13 protein-coding genes and 2 pseudogenes are annotated in these 16,169 nt (G+C 69.7%); 4 read left to right on the plus strand and 11 right to left on the minus strand.

What is annotated here, in order from left to right:
- Positions 1 to 195: 195 nt before the first annotated feature.
- Positions 196 to 783, plus strand: coding sequence for a TIGR04222 domain-containing membrane protein (locus ACWCO8_RS18285; protein ID WP_451033063.1), 588 nt, complete (start codon positions 196 to 198; stop codon positions 781 to 783).
- Between the two features lie 230 nt (positions 784 to 1,013).
- Positions 1,014 to 1,292 carry a hypothetical protein gene (locus tag ACWCO8_RS18290; RefSeq protein ID WP_451033064.1) on the plus strand — a complete coding sequence of 93 codons (279 nt, stop codon included), beginning with the start codon at positions 1,014 to 1,016 and terminating at the stop codon, positions 1,290 to 1,292.
- 54 nt (positions 1,293 to 1,346) lie between these two features.
- On the opposite strand, the gene ACWCO8_RS18295 is transcribed toward ACWCO8_RS18290, so the two are convergent.
- The 9 genes and pseudogenes from ACWCO8_RS18295 to ACWCO8_RS18335 form a co-directional block, all read right to left on the minus strand.
- Positions 1,347 to 2,510, minus strand: coding sequence for a C40 family peptidase (locus tag ACWCO8_RS18295; RefSeq protein WP_451033065.1), 1,164 nt, complete (start codon positions 2,508 to 2,510; stop codon positions 1,347 to 1,349).
- Positions 2,507 to 4,699 carry a proline-rich domain-containing protein gene (locus tag ACWCO8_RS18300; RefSeq protein WP_451033066.1) on the minus strand — a complete coding sequence of 731 codons (2,193 nt, stop codon included), beginning with the start codon at positions 4,697 to 4,699 and terminating at the stop codon, positions 2,507 to 2,509. Before ACWCO8_RS18300 ends, ACWCO8_RS18295 begins: the two co-directional genes overlap by 4 nt.
- A gap of 107 nt (positions 4,700 to 4,806) precedes the next feature.
- Positions 4,807 to 7,353, minus strand: coding sequence for an ATP-binding protein (locus ACWCO8_RS18305; RefSeq protein WP_451033067.1), 2,547 nt, complete (start codon positions 7,351 to 7,353; stop codon positions 4,807 to 4,809).
- Between the two features lie 2 nt (positions 7,354 to 7,355).
- A complete protein-coding gene (locus tag ACWCO8_RS18310) occupies positions 7,356 to 7,997 on the minus strand; it encodes a hypothetical protein (RefSeq protein ID WP_451033068.1) in 642 nt (213 codons plus the stop codon).
- Positions 7,994 to 8,284 carry a hypothetical protein gene (locus ACWCO8_RS18315; RefSeq protein WP_451033069.1) on the minus strand — a complete coding sequence of 97 codons (291 nt, stop codon included), beginning with the start codon at positions 8,282 to 8,284 and terminating at the stop codon, positions 7,994 to 7,996. Before ACWCO8_RS18315 ends, ACWCO8_RS18310 begins: the two co-directional genes overlap by 4 nt.
- 31 nt (positions 8,285 to 8,315) lie before the next feature.
- Complete coding sequence (locus ACWCO8_RS18320) at positions 8,316 to 9,401, minus strand: conjugal transfer protein (protein WP_451033070.1); 1,086 nt, start codon at positions 9,399 to 9,401, stop codon at positions 8,316 to 8,318.
- Positions 9,398 to 9,667, minus strand: a complete 270-nt coding sequence (locus ACWCO8_RS18325) for a hypothetical protein (RefSeq protein ID WP_451033071.1) — start codon at positions 9,665 to 9,667, stop codon at positions 9,398 to 9,400. The genes ACWCO8_RS18320 and ACWCO8_RS18325 overlap by 4 nt, the downstream gene beginning before the upstream one ends.
- Before the next feature lie 49 nt (positions 9,668 to 9,716).
- The gene (locus ACWCO8_RS18330; RefSeq protein WP_451033072.1) at positions 9,717 to 10,595 is read right to left on the minus strand and encodes a hypothetical protein; all 879 of its coding nucleotides are present in this window, start codon (positions 10,593 to 10,595) and stop codon (positions 9,717 to 9,719) included.
- A gap of 217 nt (positions 10,596 to 10,812) precedes the next feature.
- A pseudogene (locus ACWCO8_RS18335) lies at positions 10,813 to 11,267 on the minus strand (transposase family protein); the annotation flags it as partial.
- Between the two features lie 155 nt (positions 11,268 to 11,422).
- Between ACWCO8_RS18335 and ACWCO8_RS18340 the strand changes: the two are divergent.
- Positions 11,423 to 12,328 (plus strand): tetratricopeptide repeat protein, encoded by a 906-nt coding sequence (locus ACWCO8_RS18340; RefSeq protein ID WP_451033073.1) that lies wholly within the window; start codon positions 11,423 to 11,425, stop codon positions 12,326 to 12,328.
- A gap of 238 nt (positions 12,329 to 12,566) precedes the next feature.
- On the opposite strand, the gene ACWCO8_RS18345 is transcribed toward ACWCO8_RS18340, so the two are convergent.
- On the minus strand, positions 12,567 to 14,021 hold the full coding sequence (locus ACWCO8_RS18345) for an RNB domain-containing ribonuclease (protein WP_451033074.1): 1,455 nt from the start codon (positions 14,019 to 14,021) through the stop codon (positions 12,567 to 12,569).
- Positions 14,022 to 14,332: 311 nt separating this feature from the next.
- Here ACWCO8_RS18345 and ACWCO8_RS18350 point away from each other — a divergent pair.
- Positions 14,333 to 14,541: pseudogene (locus ACWCO8_RS18350) on the plus strand (transposase); the annotation flags it as partial.
- Here ACWCO8_RS18350 and ACWCO8_RS18355 read toward each other — a convergent pair.
- Positions 14,538 to 15,131, minus strand: a complete 594-nt coding sequence (locus tag ACWCO8_RS18355; RefSeq protein ID WP_451033075.1) for a DinB family protein — start codon at positions 15,129 to 15,131, stop codon at positions 14,538 to 14,540. The pseudogene ACWCO8_RS18350 and the gene ACWCO8_RS18355 sit on opposite strands and share 4 nt — an antisense overlap.
- Between the last annotated feature and the right edge of the window lie 1,038 nt (positions 15,132 to 16,169).

Here is a 16,169-nt window from a genome sequence, read left to right on the forward strand (position 1 = left end):
TCTTGTGAGTCGGCGGTGGAAGAACCAGCGGGTTTCGGTGGCGAGTTCGGTCTGATTCCTGGCCCGGAGACCGCCGTCCTTGGCGTCTTGAAGCTCAGAAGAAGCTCTGACCGTGGGTAAAGGCCCGCCGGAGCGGCAGCGCCGGCGAGATCATGCGGGTCTGAGAGCAACATGTCGGCTTGAGGGGGACGCGGGATGACGCGGATGTTCCGGCGCGGAGAAGCGGGCAGTGGCGGCGAGGACCTGGACGCCTACCAATACGCCTACCTTGCCGGCGGGGGGCTGCGGGTCGCGGAGAGTGTGGTTGTCTCCCTCATTGAGCGCGGGACGCTGTCCTTGGGGGCCGCCCGCCTACGCGTCATCGGTGAGGAGCGGCCCGAACACCCGGTGGAGCTCGCCGTCCTCGTCGCCTGCCCGCGGAGCAAGCCGGTGCGCGAGGTCATCGAGGCTGTCAGGCATTCCTCCGAGGTCGACGAACTCGCTCGCCGCCTTGTCTCCCTGGGTCTGGTGGGTCGCAGACGACGGAAGCCCACCCGCGCCGGACGGCAACGCCTCGCGGACGCTGCCTCGGCGGGACATGTGCCCGCGTACGCGCTCACCGGTCCCGCCGCACTCGTCCCTGACTCCGCCCGACGCGGGACTGCCGGCGCCCACCCCGTCCCCGACACCCTTGGGCGCACCCTGATCCGCATGGGCAAAGCCCTCGACGACGACCGCGGTCACGGAACGGACAATGGCACGGATGGAGGCGGTTTCGGCGGAGGCGGTGGTGGAGGTGATTGACAGCAGTAGGCACAGCGGGGCTTCAAAGCTGTCGCCAACGAAGATAGTCCGCTCTGTCAGCGGGCGTCCGCCGTGCTGCCTCCGTCGAAGCTTGCCGGGACTACCAGTGCCCTTCACCGCGTGGGCGCCGTTGATCTTGCCATGAGGAACGTGATCTACATGGCTGCGGCCGCTCTGCTGCTGGCTGGTACGGCTCCGGCGTACGCGAGCGGTGGAGCCGAGAAGAGCCTGTGGGCGTCGGCGTGATCGGCGAAGACCTGAAGGTAAAGGAGGTACGAGCCACCCTCAACGGCTGGTACCCGGGCGCCAGGGCCGAGACCTTCCTGCCGCAGGGTGGCAAGCGCATCCGGACCGTGGGGTCCTGGAAGGCCACCGCGTCGGTGAAGTACGGCGGGCACAAATTCGAGGTGGTCGCCTGGAAGATGAACAAGTCCTACCGGCACGGAGACCGGATCTGCTCGCGGTTCGACCATCGCAGCGAGCGCCCCTGCGTGATCATCCAGCACTGACCTCGCCCCGCCCTGCGCCCGCCCCGGTTGTCCGGGGCGGGCCCCGACGTTCCATCAGACGACGCGCACGACCAGCAGGATCGGGCCCAAATTGGCCTGCTTGACGACCTCCACGACGCGGCCCGGCTTCGGAGCGTGCACGACGTATCCGTAGCCGATCGCCATGGCGACATGTTCCGGGCGGGAGGCGGAACCGACGGCGAAGAGGAGGTCTCCCGGCTGGATCGCGCTCGTCGGGACGGCATGGCCGTCGTGGATCTGTGTGTAGGTGGTGCGCGTGATCTGCTTGCCGGCGACTCCGTAGGCGCGCTGGGTCAGGGAGGAGCAGTCGCATCGCTCGGACGGGTTGGGACCGTGGGGGTTGGTGCAGCTGCCGCCCCACTGGTACGGCGTGCCGAGTTGGCCCAGGGCCCATTGGATCGCGGTCTTCACCTGCATCGGCGCGGTGGCTGGGATCTGGTAGCCCTCCGGCAGTGAGCCGGGCGGGATCTCCCCGAAGTCCACGTTGCCGCCGCCCTGTCCAGGGCACACTCCCGGGCCGAAGCCCCCTCCGAGGCCGGGCTGTCCTGGCATCGGACCGTCGGGAACGGCGCCGAGGGAGGGGGCGATGGCTTGCTGGAGGGCGGTCGCGAGGGGCTCATGCTTGGCGTACGCGTCGGGGAAAGCGCTGCGCTGGACCTTCTGCGCGGCCACTGTGAGCGGCATCTGCTCCCAGTCCTTCAGCTTCAGCAGCCGGTCGTAGAACTTCCCGGACGAGTAGACGGGGTCCATGATCTGCTCGCGGGTCCCCCAGCCCTGGGAGGGCCGCTGCTGGAACAGGCCGAGCGAGTCCCGGTCGCCGTGGTCGAGGTTGATCAGGGTGGATTCCTGCAGGGCGGTGGCCAGCGCGACGACCTGCCCGCGGGCCGGCACCCGCTTGTGGATGCCGGTCGCGACGATGGTCTTCGCGTTAGGGAGCTGCTTCTTGGGCTCGGAGAGACCGGGCACGTTCACGTCGCCGCTGCCGGCCAGCATCTCCCTGACCTTGCGGGCTATGTCGGCGGATTCCGGGTCGAGTCCGGGCTGCCCGCCGGCGGGGCAACGTGCAACGGCTGCTGCGGCCTCGGCCTCGCTCTGGCCGAGGCCGACGACGTGGGCGGCGATCGCGGCAACCAGGACCAGCCCCAGCCCGAGAAGCCCGGCCACAGCAGCCAGCCACCCCTTCACTCCCTTCCTCATGAATCGTCCCGGCGGCGGCGTCGGCGGTTCAGCTCCCACTGCTCGTTGCGGCTGAGGGTCGCATCACTGGGCCGCCGCGGGGTCACAGCGGCTGGACGCCGTGTACCGGGCTGGCGCTGGGCACCACGGTCCAGGCGCTGCCGGAGCTGCTGCTGGCGCGGCGAAGCCGCCGGCTGGGCCGGCACTGGATGGCGGGGCTGAGCCCGCCGCCTTGTCCCCTGCTCTGCCTGCGGGTTGGGCGAGCCCTGTGGGGAGGTCGCCTGGTTGTTGCCGGTGGGGAGGTCGTGCCCGCGGCCTCGAGGTGGCTGGATTCCCGGGTCGGCGGGCGGGTTGGGCGGCTGAGAGGGCTGCGGCGGTAGAGGTGGTGTCGGGCCCGGGATGCCGGCGTGGGGCGGCCTGGGTTGCGGGTGGCGGCCCGCAGGCCGCGCAGGGTGGTTGCCGCCGCCTCTGTTCCCGGACTGGATCCGGTTCAGCAACGCGACGGCGCTGACGTTCGAGGAGGTGGCGTAGCCGAGGGAGGCCACCGGATTTCCTGTGGCGAGGGAGACGCCGACCATCGTGGTGCGGACCGCTCCGCGGGTGACCCTGCGCGTGATGCTCTGGTTCCGCGCTACCGGTGTGGAGGACGGGGTGAAGATGGAGCCGTTGGCGCCGCCGAACCTGCCTGCGGACATCTTCGCGCGGAAGTTGGCCGCCACCTGCTGGGACCTGACGGTGAGCGCTCGGCGCTTTCTGATCGCCGCGATGCAGACGATGTCCACGGCGAGGAACCGCAGGGTGAGTTCGTTGCCCCAGTCCTGCTGTACGGGGTCGAGGACCGCTTGGATGATGAGGATGAGGACGGCGAGGCCGACGATCGAGGCGAGGAGCTGTCCGAGGGAGTGCAGCACGGATGCGGCCCAGTCCCACAGGTAGGCGCGGCCCGCTCCGGGGACGGTGCCGGCGACGAGGGCGGGTTCGGCGCGTACGGCGTCCCAGGCGATGCGGCACTGTGCGACGAGGAATGAGCCGGTGAGTCCGGCGATCAGGACGGTCACGATGAGGGCGGCGATGAGCAGGAAGATCGCTCCGCCGACCTTGTCCATCGAGGCGCGCTTCGCGGCCTGGGCGTCGCCTTGGACGCACTCGGCCTCGAAGGCTTCCATCGGCGGGTTACCGAAGTGGTCGACCGCCCACTGCTTGGCGATGGGCAGGGTCCAGTCGGTGACCATTGCACCCGAGGGGTCGATCCACGAGCGGTAGTTGTTGTACTTCTTCAGCCGCTCCGTCTGCTGGCTCATCGCCCGGTCGTAGGCGAGTTGCGAGACCTTGGTGTCGGAGTACTTCTTCGCGCAGTCGCCTTCGAAGACCCGGCCGTACTGGAGCAGCATGGCCGGCTTGACGATGAAGGCATCGGTCAGCGCGTTGGTCAGCGGGCGGGAGAGCGCGCGGCTGCTGGCCGAGTCCTCGTCTTCGGATGACTTCTCCCGCTCGCCGGGGTTGGCGTCGAGGATGATGTCGGCGACTTCGAGGGCCAGGCCGCGGGCCGCAGCGATGGCGCTGTCCTGCTCGCCCAGGAGGAGCTGCGGGGGCGACGACAAGAGCGTGGCCGTCAGACCGGCGATCAGGAGCGAGAGTGCTGCGTCTGCCCACCCCTTGGCCCGGTCGCCGAAGAAGATGCGGGCCACGCACACGAGCGCGCAGACCGCCAGGAACAGGCTGGGCAGCCCCATTTGCAGGATGACCTGCGCATGCAGGGAGTTGGCAACGGACAGGACGGGCGCCAGGAGCAGTTTGGCGGGGCCGAAGCTGAGGGCCCACACGAGGAGCCAGCAGCAGAACGCGATCACCCACTTCGTCGACATGAAGGCGAGCTCGGCAAGCAGGTTCTGCAGCCCGAGATCCCAGTCCATCAGCCCGCCAGTGTCCGACTTCACCGTGTAGGCCGAAATCGGCATGCCGTTGCGGTCGGTGACATTGAAGACCGCGAGGACACCGCCCTCGTCGGGCAGCAACTTGCGCAGACGCTCCTCCTCAGACCTGAGGTAGGCCTCCTGCATCGTGCTGCTGACCCGCTTGTTGAGCTCGCCGACGATCTTCTCGATCTCGGCGAGCTCCTCCGCGGTCGGGGTGCGGCCCCCAGGTGCAGTCGTTGGCGGGCTGATCGGGGTCGTGGTCGCCGACGGGTTCGGCTCCGCACGGGCTGGCATCGAGGTAAGCAGCGTGAAGGCGGTGGCGGCGAGCGCCGCCACGAGCAAGGCCAGGCGCAGACGGCCCGCGCCAAGCAGCCCCAGTCGCTTCCATGGAGTGAGAGGGCTCATCGGCTTGCGGCCCGCTCGCCGGTCGGAGTGGTGTGGATGACCTGCTCGATCGCCCAGTCCATGGGGATGAGGACGCGCATGACACCGATGCGGCCGGCCAGGTCGCGGTAGAGGCACTCCCCCGCCCGGGCCCGGCGCTGGTCCTCGGGCAGGCCGAGCGGCGAGAGCCCGCCCGTCACCAGGTCCAGCAGTTCGGCATCGGTGGAGTCCACGCCGAGGAACTCCAGGGAGCGGGCGGCGAGGGGGCGACTCGTCTGCCGGAAGACGAACCGGTGCGGGATGAGACCGCGGACGATGGCGCCCTTCTCGCTGTCGGCCGGCCCGATGTCGTCGGCGTCGTGCGAGCCGACATAGGCGGCGGCGTTGCGCTTGCGGCCATCACGCAGCAGTTCCAGGAGCAGTTCCAGGCCTTCGTCACTGGAGGTGAGCCACCAGCACTCGTCGAAAACGGTCACCGCGAACTCGTCCCTGGAACGCATCGCGGTCTCACGGGAGACCGCCGCGATCAGATACATCAAGGCCCGGCCCAGGACCTTCTCGAACTCCAGGCGCTGGATGCGATGCTCGGAGGCGAGTTCGTTCTTCTTCGGCAGGGCGAGCGCGCTGACGAGGAAGACGACACTGTCGGCGCGATGGGTGTCGACCACCGGCAGGGTCTCGTCGAAGACGACGCGGGCCAGGTCCTTGCGGGCGACCGAGGCGAGCTTGCGGGCCAGACCCTGCGCGGCCGCGTCACCGGCGCCGCGCGCGGTGAGCTCCTCCATCAGGGCGCGCATCGACGGCTCCGGCCGGGCCAGGACGGCCTGGACAGCCTCGGAGAGGGCCACGCCTTCGAGGTCCATCGGCCGTACACCGAGCAGCAGGGTCAGGAAGGACTCAGTGAAGCGGGCCGCGACCTGGGGGCTGTTCTCCTTGTAGAGGCGCAGCGGGTCGAGGGAAACTGCGGCGCTGTGGTCGATGCGGATCAGCTGCGTGGTGCCCGGGCACGCTTCGGCAAAGCGCGCCCATTCCTGGTCGGTGGTGCGGTCGACGATGACAGCGCGGCCGCGGGAGCCCGGGCGGCCGAGCTGGTGGCCCCGGGCCAGGACGTTGTAAACGGCGCCCTTCATTCCGACGGACTTGCCGGCGCCGAGCTCACCGAGCCAGGCCATCGACGCGGACGCGTTCTCGCGGGGGCCGCGGGCGGGGTCAATGAGGACGGGGCGGGCGCCGCCAGAGGCGACCTGCAGGCCGTAGAGGCCGCCGCGTTCGTCGCCGAGCTGGGAGCCGCACCAGGGCATGGCCATCGCGAAGTCGCGGGCCAGGAGGATCTGCGCGTAACCGGCCATGACGCGGGGCGTGCGGCAGCCGGGCAGCATCGCCTGCCACAAGCTGCTCTGCTCGCCAGCGGGGCGGGAGAAGGTGTAGTCGGTGGATCCGAAGTCGGAGGCGAGCGCGGCAGCCTGGTCCATCGCGTCGTCAGGGCTGTCGCCCCACACGGCAAGGGTGACCATGGCGCGGATCTCCACCTCGCGCCGGTTCGCGGTGAGCCGCTCGTGATATTCCTCGTTATCGGCCTGATTCCGCGCGACGGCCGCCGGCGGACCGGCCGGGTCGCCCTCGTACTCGGCGGCCTGCGCCTTGAGGTGCCGGGCGCGCTTGCGAACCTTCGGCTCGGCCTTCGAGCCGGGCACTATGACGAGTCGGGCGGTCCAGTCGATGGGGTAGGCCAGGTCGTCGAGTTGCTGAAGGTAGGCCGCCCCGGGCAGGGCGAACGCCTCCGGCATCTCCGAGAGGGCCAGGAGCGCCTGGTAGGAGTCACCCCACTCACTCGACACCTGCAGGAAGCGACGCGCGAACGGATTGGCCGCCTGCGCGGGGCCTCCTGTGAAGTCGGTGCCGCCCTCGGCGAGGAGGAGTTCCCCCAAGGCGGCCACGTTGCGGCCGCGGCCGCGGACCGGGGTCTCGGTGCCGTCCGGGAGGAACGGCTCCGTGAGCCCGCGGCGCGCGCTGTGGCCGTAGATCCACAGGATTTCTGCCTCCGAGGCCGGCCGCATCGACACCCCGGTCGGCCACTGGGCCTGGATCCGCCGGGCCTGCTCCAGACACCGCCGCACCTCCGCATCGGTGACGGCGGCGGGCATCAGCCCGAGCTGCAGGGCGACTTCCGCCTTCGCCGCCCGGAACGCCGACAGCACCGCGTCCTTCTGCGACAGCAGGGGAAGCGGGATTGCGAGCCAGTCGGTGCGGCCGGTCAGCTCCATGGACTCCAGCTGGTCCAGGACCGTATGTCCGAGGCGCTCGTAGCGGGGGGCGCGTTCCAGGTCGATGTCGTCGACCATGGCGCGCACCACGGCGGTCGGGTCGATCTGCGGGCACAGGCTCATGAGCATCGGCTCGCCGGTGAGCGCCTTGAACAGGCCCTCCAGAGCCTTCAGGCGACGGCGCTTCACCACGGCGGGGGCGTGGGAGTAGTTGGTGGCGGCGACGCGCCAGAGGGCCCAGACGTTGCCGTGGGTGGTGAAGATCAGGTTCTGCTGGACGTGCCGGATCGGCAGACGCATCGTCAGTCCTCCAGCCAGGTACGGGTCGTGGGAGCTCGGCGGGCAAGGAGGGCCTGCACCCCCGACGCCACCGGCGCAGCGGGCGCCGACAGGCCAGCAGGCGCGATCGGCGCGGCGGCGGTCGCCACGTGCCTGGGCCGGGACTGCTTCGACCGGGGCTCCGGGGCTGAGGCGGCGGCCGCCGGGGCGGTCGCTCCGACGGCCTGTTCGTCGGTAGGCAGGTGAATGCGGGTGTCGCCGCGGGTGGGCCTAGCCGGCCGGTAGGTGCGGCCGCGGAGCCGGCCACGCCTCGGCGCGGCCAGCATCAGGGCGATGCTCAACAGGGCGGCCGCGGGGTTGCGGCCGTCGATGTGGAGGTGGCGCAGCACGAACGTCACCACCGCTGGCAGGACCAGGAGGACGACGGCGTCGAGCCAGCCGCGGCCGCCCCACACGGGGCGGGTCAGGATCAGGGCGGCGACCGTGGTGACGATCCCGGCCAATTGGGTGAGGGTGTAGGGGCCGCCGGGCAGCCGGATCCCCCGACCACCGTTGACGTCCCGGATCACCCCGTGGACCAGCGGCGCGCGCCGGGCCCTGGTGTAACTGCGGCCGACCTGCTCGACATCCGACCCGCCCCCACCGGCGCCGGTGGCGTCGCTCACCGGTCACTCCGGACGATGCCAGTGTCGGTGTCGCGCTGGTAGTGGACGATGTCCTCGGTCGTCTTGCCCTTGAGGGTGGCCATGTTCGCGGACAGGCCCCACAGGATCGACGCGAAGACGACAGCCATGATCGTCGGACCCGGCGCCTTCGTCCTCCAGCCGACAACCACGACGAAGATCCCGCACAAGCTCGGGATCGCGACCTCGAAGATCAGGCCCTTGATGTCATTGCCCAGACCCGTACCGGTCTGGATCCAGCCCGCGGCCAGAGTGATCGTGGAAACCATGCGCGTACTCCTTCTATGCAGTGGGAGTGGGCTACAGACCCGGGGCGCCAGAGGCGGCCGGTGCCGGTTCCGGGGTCGGTGGGGTGGTGGCGGGGGCGCCGTCGAGGCCGGCGATCTCCCAACGGCCGGCACGGGCCTTGAGCGTGAGGGCGTAAGTCAGCGGGAGCCGCACCCCGTCCCGTCCGGTCGCCCGGAGGGTGACGAGCAGACGCAGGGTCGTGCCGTCACCGGGAACGGAGACGACGGGTTCGCCGCCGGTCTCGCCCTCGACGGCGAGCTGGTCCACCGCGATACCCGTGTACGGGGCCGGGGACGGCGCGGCCAGACGCGTGCCGGGAGCGAGGTAACGGTCCAACTCGACGCCGGCGTTCGTGAGGTAGGCGGTCAGGAAGCTGGTCACAGCCTGGGTGCGGGGGTCGGTGGGCAGCGCCGGGCGCATCGCGCCATAGACCAGATCCGGGAGCTTGGCCCGCTCCGGTGCGGCGACCTCGGCCGGCATCGCCAGCGCCACATACGCCATCGCTCCCCCAGCACCGGGAGCCGTGACCACAGGCACCTGGAAGAAGCGCACCACACCGGCCCCGGCCACCGGAGGAGGGGAGGCACCGAGCTGGGTGGCCGGCGTCGCCGACGGCGTCGCGCCGGTGACGCGGGCCGCGACCGTGACCGACCAAACCGACGCCTCGGTCTGGCGAAGCCGGACCACCGTCAGCTGATCACCCCGGCGCTGGCCGGAGACTCCGTCAAGCTGAATGCTGCTGGCGGGCGGGTAGAAGGCGGCGAGCTCCGGCTCGTCACCGCGCCCGGCGGACAGGTAGGCGGCGACGAAGAGAGTCGCGAAACCCGCCGCACCCTGCCCACCACGCGCCACCGACACAGACGGGCCAGTCGACGCCGCCGGGGCCGCGACTGTGGTGGGCACGGACAGGTAGGCGAACGCGCCCAGAAGTGGGCCGAGCGCGATCAGGCCCCAGGCGAACCAGCGCAGCAACGCCGTGGAGTTGGCCTGCGCACCGGTCGACCACCCCCCGACCCAACCGGCGCCGGCCTCGGGATCATGGACGGCAGGCATCCCCGGGTCGGCCAGCCTCCGGCGGCCCATGAGGAAGGGGCTCATACCGTGCCCCCGGCCAAGCGCAAGCCGTATCCGACGAGTTCGCCGATCCGGTCGCGCAGCTCCGCTTCGGGGCGACGGCGAAGCACAGCGAGAGTGGCGGCGAGGACCGGCCCGGCATCCTCGTCGAGGAAGACGCGGAGCCACGCGGAGGTGCCGGTGGCGGAGGGGCGGGCGTCGAGAGCGGCACCGAGGTGGATAGGCAGGTGCTGGGCGCGGGTGACGCGCACCTCGTGGGCGTCAACGGTGGTGGTGGCACGTGTGGTCAAGACACAACTCCAAAAAGCGGGGGGTGCGAACGGTTGGCCGGGGCGGTAGTCAGGCCGCGGGCTGGAGGGATGCCCGGAGGCGGGCCAGCGCGCGGGAGCGGCGGCGCTGCCAGGCACCGCCCGTGGTCCCGGCACGGGCGGCGGCCTCGGCGTCGGCGATGCCACCGGGGATGTGGTGCCAGGCCAGCACCCGCGCCTCGGCGGTGGACAACACGCCGTCACGGACCACCTCGAGCAAGAGCTCCAGCACCTCCACCCGGGCCGGGAGGCCTTCGGTGTCACCGGCCGGGCCGGCATGAAGACCGGCCGCCACAGCGGCCGCACGCACCGTGCGGGCGCAAGCGATCTCGAACGGGCCCGGCGCCGGATCCACGACGCACTCCACGGCCGAGAGCCCTTCCCCCACCGGGCCCTGCTCAGCGGCCAACTCCGCCAGAAGCCGCCGCAAAGTGTCCAGCGCAAGGTTCGCGGCCGGCCGGCCCGGGCGGAGATGGACACGGCCCGAACGCGCCACCTCATAGAGAACAGCCACCGCCACATGACCTACCGCGTCCCGCGTCCGGCCACCGGCCGCCCGCACCTGACCCCGGACCATACGGACGACAGCGGGAAGCATCACCTGGACGACGACACGACCCGCCAGAACAGCCGACCGGTCACGACCGGCAGCACACTGAAGCAACACCCGCAACACAGCGTCGGCCAACCCACCCGACACACCACCGGCCCCCGGCCGCAACACGGCCAGGAACTGAGCGGGTGTCAGCGAGCCGGACGGGGCATCGGCCGCGACCGTGCCGGTCAGGCGGGCATCGGCCACCCAGCCGGCCACCGCCAGCTGGACCGCGGGATCCGCGCACAGCACGGCCCAATCAGCATCCAACCGATCGAACAACCCACCACCAGCAGGAGGCAAAACATCATCCACGACACGTCTCCATTCGGATCTCGTGCCGCACACACTCCACACACCGGCATGCCCAAAAGCCTGCCCAACACCACAACAGCGCAGATAGAAGGCTTGCCCCTCACCAGGGCAAGCCTTCTACGACCAAACAGGCAAGCCAGACAACGGGACAGGAAAGCCCCTACACGACCAGCCCCACACAACCCCGGGCAAGCCTCACCCACCACCCAGCACACCCCCCGGGATCCGGCCGGCCGGCCACGACGATCAGGCGGCTGTCGACGTCGATGACGACCTGGTGGTTGGTGGAGTACCGGTAGTTCTTGGACTGCTCGGGGACCGTGTGGTCGCGGGTGAGCACCAGGGTGCCGTCCACGATGAGTACGGTGTCCTTGGGGAACCGCTTGCGCGGCCGCAGCGCGAAGAGGGGACCGAGATGCCCGATGATGCGGTCAGCCGCGGACTTTGAGACCCCGAACAGGGGGCTAGCTACCGCAATGTCAGGTTCGTGCGCCAGTACGCGGCGACCAACAGAACCCGGTCCTCCAACGGCAGCCCCCAGGGCCGACCCTTGCGGACCGCGTCCGCGCCCTCACGCCGCAGCGTGGTAATCAGCTTGCCGAACTGCCGCGGGCTCAGCCCGGTGAACGGGGCTATCCAGGACGGTTCCGACGCTGCAATCACTCCTGCCACAACAAGATCATGGCATCGTGTCCAGCGAGCCATGGGGGGACGGGCCGACAGACGGCCGCCGGGGATACCCTCGGACAGTGTCGAATCGGGCGGTAGCAGCTGGAGTAGGTCTCGCGCGGGTGATGGCGCACTGCGGGGGCAGCCCAGCCGAAGCCGTGCACTACCTCGCGGGCGCCATCGCCTCCGCACCTGAAGACCCCGAGTCCTATACGGTGCTTGCCGAGTTGTGGAGGGACAAGCCGTCGGAACTGGTCGAGGTCGTTCAGGGGGCCGACTCCTTGAGGACGGTACTGGCGCAGTCGTACATCAGCTTCCTTGAGGGTGACATGGACGGCGCGGCGCAGGCGATCGGATCGGTCACGGGTGTGCAACCCGACATCGCATGGGCCAAAGCCCCCTGGTTCAGCGATGCACGATTCCTCGGTGTGGTGAGTGCCCACGCGCTGGCCGAGGCCGCAATGCGGACGATGGACTATGGCCATCGTCTGGACACAGAGGGCATGCGGGAACGGTTCCGGCCCTGGTTCGATGCCATCGACGCGGTCGCTGCCCGACAGCCGTCGCCGGAGGCGTTGGCCAAGATGGCGATCTTGCTGCGGGCATGCGGTCTCACCGATGCGTCTTTTGCCCTCTGCGACAAGGCGGACTCCGCGGAGCGGATCATGCTGACGGAAGTCGTGCGAGCCGGCACGTGGCGCAAGCTGGGTGATCATAAACAGACCGCGGCGGCGTTCGAGCGCGCTCTTACCCTGGACCCGGCCAACTGGTCGCTCTATCTCGACCTGGCCGACATACACGCCGAACAGGGCGACTTCACCGCCGCGGTCCGGCTGATCGATCAGGGAATGGAGCACGAGTCGACTGAGCTCACACTCCGTGCGGCCGGGGCCGCCTATCGGGCACGGCTGACCGGCTCGCCTGCCGAACTGAGCGAACTCATCGAACTGGCGCCGAACCTGCCGAACGACTCGTACCGGGACCTGCTGATTGATCACGCGTGTGCTGGTCCCGCGCTGCCTGCAGAGCTCGTTGCTGCGGCCCGCCGCATCCAGAACAGCTGAGGCTCCGCTCCTCGACGAGCAGCAGCTCCAGCCAGAAGGCGCCCAGCAGTGCGACCGGAGTCTGGGCGACCCCGTCCACACCTCGATGCTTGGCGCCGCCCGCCTGCACAACCCGCCCCTAGCCGCATGGCTCGGAGCCGTCCCCCAGCGCACGGATCCACCTGTTGTTGTCGAAGATCCATTACGGGACAGCTCTTAGGGCTTGCAGGGAATCAAGGTGTTGCTTCCCCGCAAGCCCTTAGGGCACGGTGAAGAGGACCTTGTCCTCGTCCGCGGCGGGGTCCGCCTGCTTGAGCCTGGCCCTGATGCTGGATCCGAGCTGGAGATCCAGGCCGTTGGTCGAGACGACCTTGGCCAGCACGGCGGGGTCAGCCAGGAACACTTTGCCCTCGCGCGGCCTGCCCCGCTCCGCGTCGGTGTCGATGACCGCGGCATTGAACACCTCGCCCACGCGGTCCTTGAGCACCGCGGCCTCGGCCAGGTCCACCGTCTGCCGGCCCGCCAGACCGCCCTTCCCCCGTGCCGCGTCGCACGGAATGCAGGACAGGGCGTCGAGCACCCAGTTCGGCGGGGCCTTGTCCGCGCACGCCATCACGCACAACTCACCGGTGTACCGGTCGACCAGGCGACGCAGCGGAGCCGTGCAATGGGTGTACGGGGCCGCGATCGCTGCGTGCATCGTGTACGCCGGCTTCTGGTTGTCGCGGAAGACGGTGTACTCCGCCTTGAGCATCGTGCTCGTGGCCTCGCTGAGGAAAGCCATGTGCTGCTGGTTCTGGGGATCGAGCTTGCGGACCAGCGCGGCGTACGAGATGCCGGGCCGCCAGACGATACCCAGGGCCTTCGCGATGTCGTGCAGGCGCTTGATCACGTTCTGATCGGCCAGCTCCTTCTGGGTCCGCAGAATCCCGGTACCCGTGTCGAGCATGATCTGGGCCGCGGACATCCCAGTCATGAGGGAGATCTGCTCGTTCCAGCCCTCGACCGGCAGCGTCGCCAGGTAGCGCAGCCGGAACGATCCGTCCTCGAGGGTGACCTCCTGGTCCGGCAGATTCACCGAGATACCGCCGCGCGCAACTTCGACGGCCTCCCGCAGCTCGCCGATCTCGCGTAGCAGGGCGAGAGACTCCTCCGCCGTGCCGTTGTCGATGGCCTGCTGGGCGCCGGCGTAGTCGAGCTGGGCCCGACTTCGGATCATCGCCCGACTCACAGACGAGTCGGTCAGATTGCCGTGGGCGTCGAGGTCGTGCTGCCACAACAGGGCGGGGCGGTCCTTGTTCGGCAGCAGGCTGGCCGCGCCCTCGGAGAGGACGGGCGGGTGCAGGGGCACCTTGAGGTCGGGGAAGTACAGCGTCTCGATCCTGTCGTGCGCCTCGACGTCCAAAGGGCTGCCCGCCCTGACGAAGGTCGCCACGTCCGCGATGGCGTAGTACACGCGATAGCCGCCACCGGGCCGCCGTTCCAGGTGAATGGCCTGGTCGAGGTCCTTCGAGGTCGGCGGATCGATCGTGAAGAACGGCAGGTGAGTGGCGTCCTTGTCGGGCAAGCGCGCCTCACCCGCAGCCTTGTCAGCCGCTTTGAGTACGCGCTTGGGGAAGCTCAGGGGGACCTTCAGCTCCGCGCGGAGTTCCTCCAGCGCGGTGCGCAGAGCGTCCTGGGCCTCGGCAGACATGTGCATCGGGCGGCGTCGCATGCCCCGAGCGTAGGGCGGCGGTCACAAACCGGCGCGGCGAGCGGGGCCGGGCGGCGGAAGGGGCCGGGGCGACGGCGGCCGCGCGGGGAGGGGACACCGCCGGAGGGCGCGCGACGACAGCTACGGCACCTCGCCACGTTGTCGGATCACCCGAATACGCCCAGTAAGAGGGTCCGGGATGACATGCTGGCGCCGACAGTGGGACTGGCACGACACCGGGGGTGTGGAACCGGCCGTCCCCATCACCAACGCGGCAGTCGTTCGCCAACCGGGCTACGACTACGACAAGTCCCCCTCGGCTCCTGTGGAAGCGTGGCATCAAGCCGATCATCGCCCGACGCGGAGTTCCGCACAGCTCCGGCCTGGGCTCGGTCCGCTGGGTAGTTGAGCGGACGAATGCGTGGATCCACGGCTTCCGACGGCTACAGATCCGCTGGGATCCCGCGACGACATCCACGAGGCGCTCCTGAAGCTCGCCTGCTGTGTGATCACCTATGGGCGAGTCCAGGCATCGTGTTAGCTCCTCCAAGCCTTGATCGATGCGGCCGACCTCGCGGCCCGCTCGATCTTCGCGCAGTAGGCCGCACGCGCTTCCTCGTCGATCCGCTGCTCCAGTTCAGCGCGCAACCCGGTCCGGCCGTCGAGGCCCTCACGCAGGACATCGGCCTGCCCGGCATGCCGGATGGACTCGGCCAGGACATGGACCATGACAGCGAACAGGTTCGTGTTGGGACAAGGCTCCGACCACCACGGCACGTGACCCAGGGCGTCGAGAGGAAGCTCGTCGATCGTCGCATCCGAGTGCTCCCACGTGCGCCGGTAGAACCCGATGATCTGATCGCGCGTCTCATCCTCGCTCGCCCACAGATCGCTGCCGTCGGAGTCCTGCCACCGGACCAGCGGCTCCGGTGAAGGCCGGTCGAAAACCTCCCCGAAATACCTGGCCTCGACCGTGGCCACATGCTTGACCAGGCCCAGGAGGTTGGTCCCGGTCGCAGTCAAAGGCCGGCGGGCATCGTATTCGGACAAGCCGTCAAGCTTCCAGAGCAGCGCCTCACGGTCCCGCCGCAGCCTCTTGTGCAGGTTGTCCTTCGCGAACTCATCGATCATGCGGCACGAGCCTGCCACGGGCTGCTCACGGTCTCAAGATCCTGTACGTGGTCCGCAACGACCGGCACAACCGAGACCGGGCCATGACCGCCGACCTGACCTGCTCAAGAAGCTCGCCAAACCTGCCACATGAGACAACCCTCCAAGTCCCGGGTAACGGCGCCCCGATCAGCCGCCTCGTCGTGACCGACCGGCAGATCCGGGTCCCCACGGGCAACTGGACACCGTGCCGGCGTCCCCACTGGACCAGCGGGCCATGGTCAGCTAGGCGGACCCGCCGGGGCACATCGGCGCCGTGCGCGGCAGCGCGCCCTCGGAAACCAGTCACCCGGCACAGCAGGACGCCGCCCTCGCATCTGTTCACGATCTCCTGGGCCCAGTCCGACTACCGTCGGCCACCAGATCCGCTCCTGCGCCTTACCGGTACTCGTACCCTCCAGCCGGCCCCCGGCCCCGAACAGCGGTGACCTCTCCCTGCGGCTGTCGCGGGACGGACGCAGGTGCCGTAGGGGTCACCACGGCGCGGAGCGGACCACACACGTCCTGCCCTGGGCTGAACACGGCGCCTCCGGCCCATCAGATCCAGAACCTCCAATTGCTATCGAATTAGAGGTGTCGCTTCCCGAAAGAGGCTTGCCCACAGACCCTGACCTGGGAAAACGACAGACCGTCAAAGCCCGGGGTACACACCCCCGGCAACACCTCCGGTCCCCCACCCAAAGCAACCGTCCAGACAACGGTTCAGCCAACACCCGGAACAACCCCCCTTCCCCGTCCACCACACCCTGCCCCCGGGCGGCCCCGCTCGGCAGACAGGTCTCTCCCTGCGATCTCCCAGGATCGACACGGCCCGGGCCCGCACCGCCGGCAGGCCTCGTGGGAAATCGGTACGTGCCGGCCCACCAACACTGGTGAGCCTGAGCGGGGCCCCCTGGAGGGCCCCTGGCTGCCGTCGGCGCCGTTGAGCAGCAGGCTCATGGGCCAGCCAGTCCCGGCAGATTCGGATCAGCGGAAGGCGCCCCCGGTACGCCCGTACAG

It is taken from the genome of Streptomyces sp. NPDC001927 (assembly GCF_053594455.1).

Coding starts and splice junctions, on each gene's coding strand:
- ACWCO8_RS18285 (WP_451033063.1), top strand. CDS start 196: ATGACGCGGATGTTCCGGCGCGGAGAAGCGGGCAGTGGCGGCGAGGAC.
- ACWCO8_RS18295 (WP_451033065.1), bottom strand. CDS start 2,510: ATGAGGAAGGGAGTGAAGGGGTGGCTGGCTGCTGTGGCCGGGCTTCTC.
- ACWCO8_RS18300 (WP_451033066.1), bottom strand. CDS start 4,699: ATGCCAGCCCGTGCGGAGCCGAACCCGTCGGCGACCACGACCCCGATC.
- ACWCO8_RS18305 (WP_451033067.1), bottom strand. CDS start 7,353: ATGCGTCTGCCGATCCGGCACGTCCAGCAGAACCTGATCTTCACCACC.
- ACWCO8_RS18315 (WP_451033069.1), bottom strand. CDS start 8,284: ATGGTTTCCACGATCACTCTGGCCGCGGGCTGGATCCAGACCGGTACG.
- ACWCO8_RS18320 (WP_451033070.1), bottom strand. CDS start 9,401: ATGAGCCCCTTCCTCATGGGCCGCCGGAGGCTGGCCGACCCGGGGATG.
- ACWCO8_RS18345 (WP_451033074.1), bottom strand. CDS start 14,021: ATGCGACGCCGCCCGATGCACATGTCTGCCGAGGCCCAGGACGCTCTG.
- ACWCO8_RS18355 (WP_451033075.1), bottom strand. CDS start 15,131: ATGATCGATGAGTTCGCGAAGGACAACCTGCACAAGAGGCTGCGGCGG.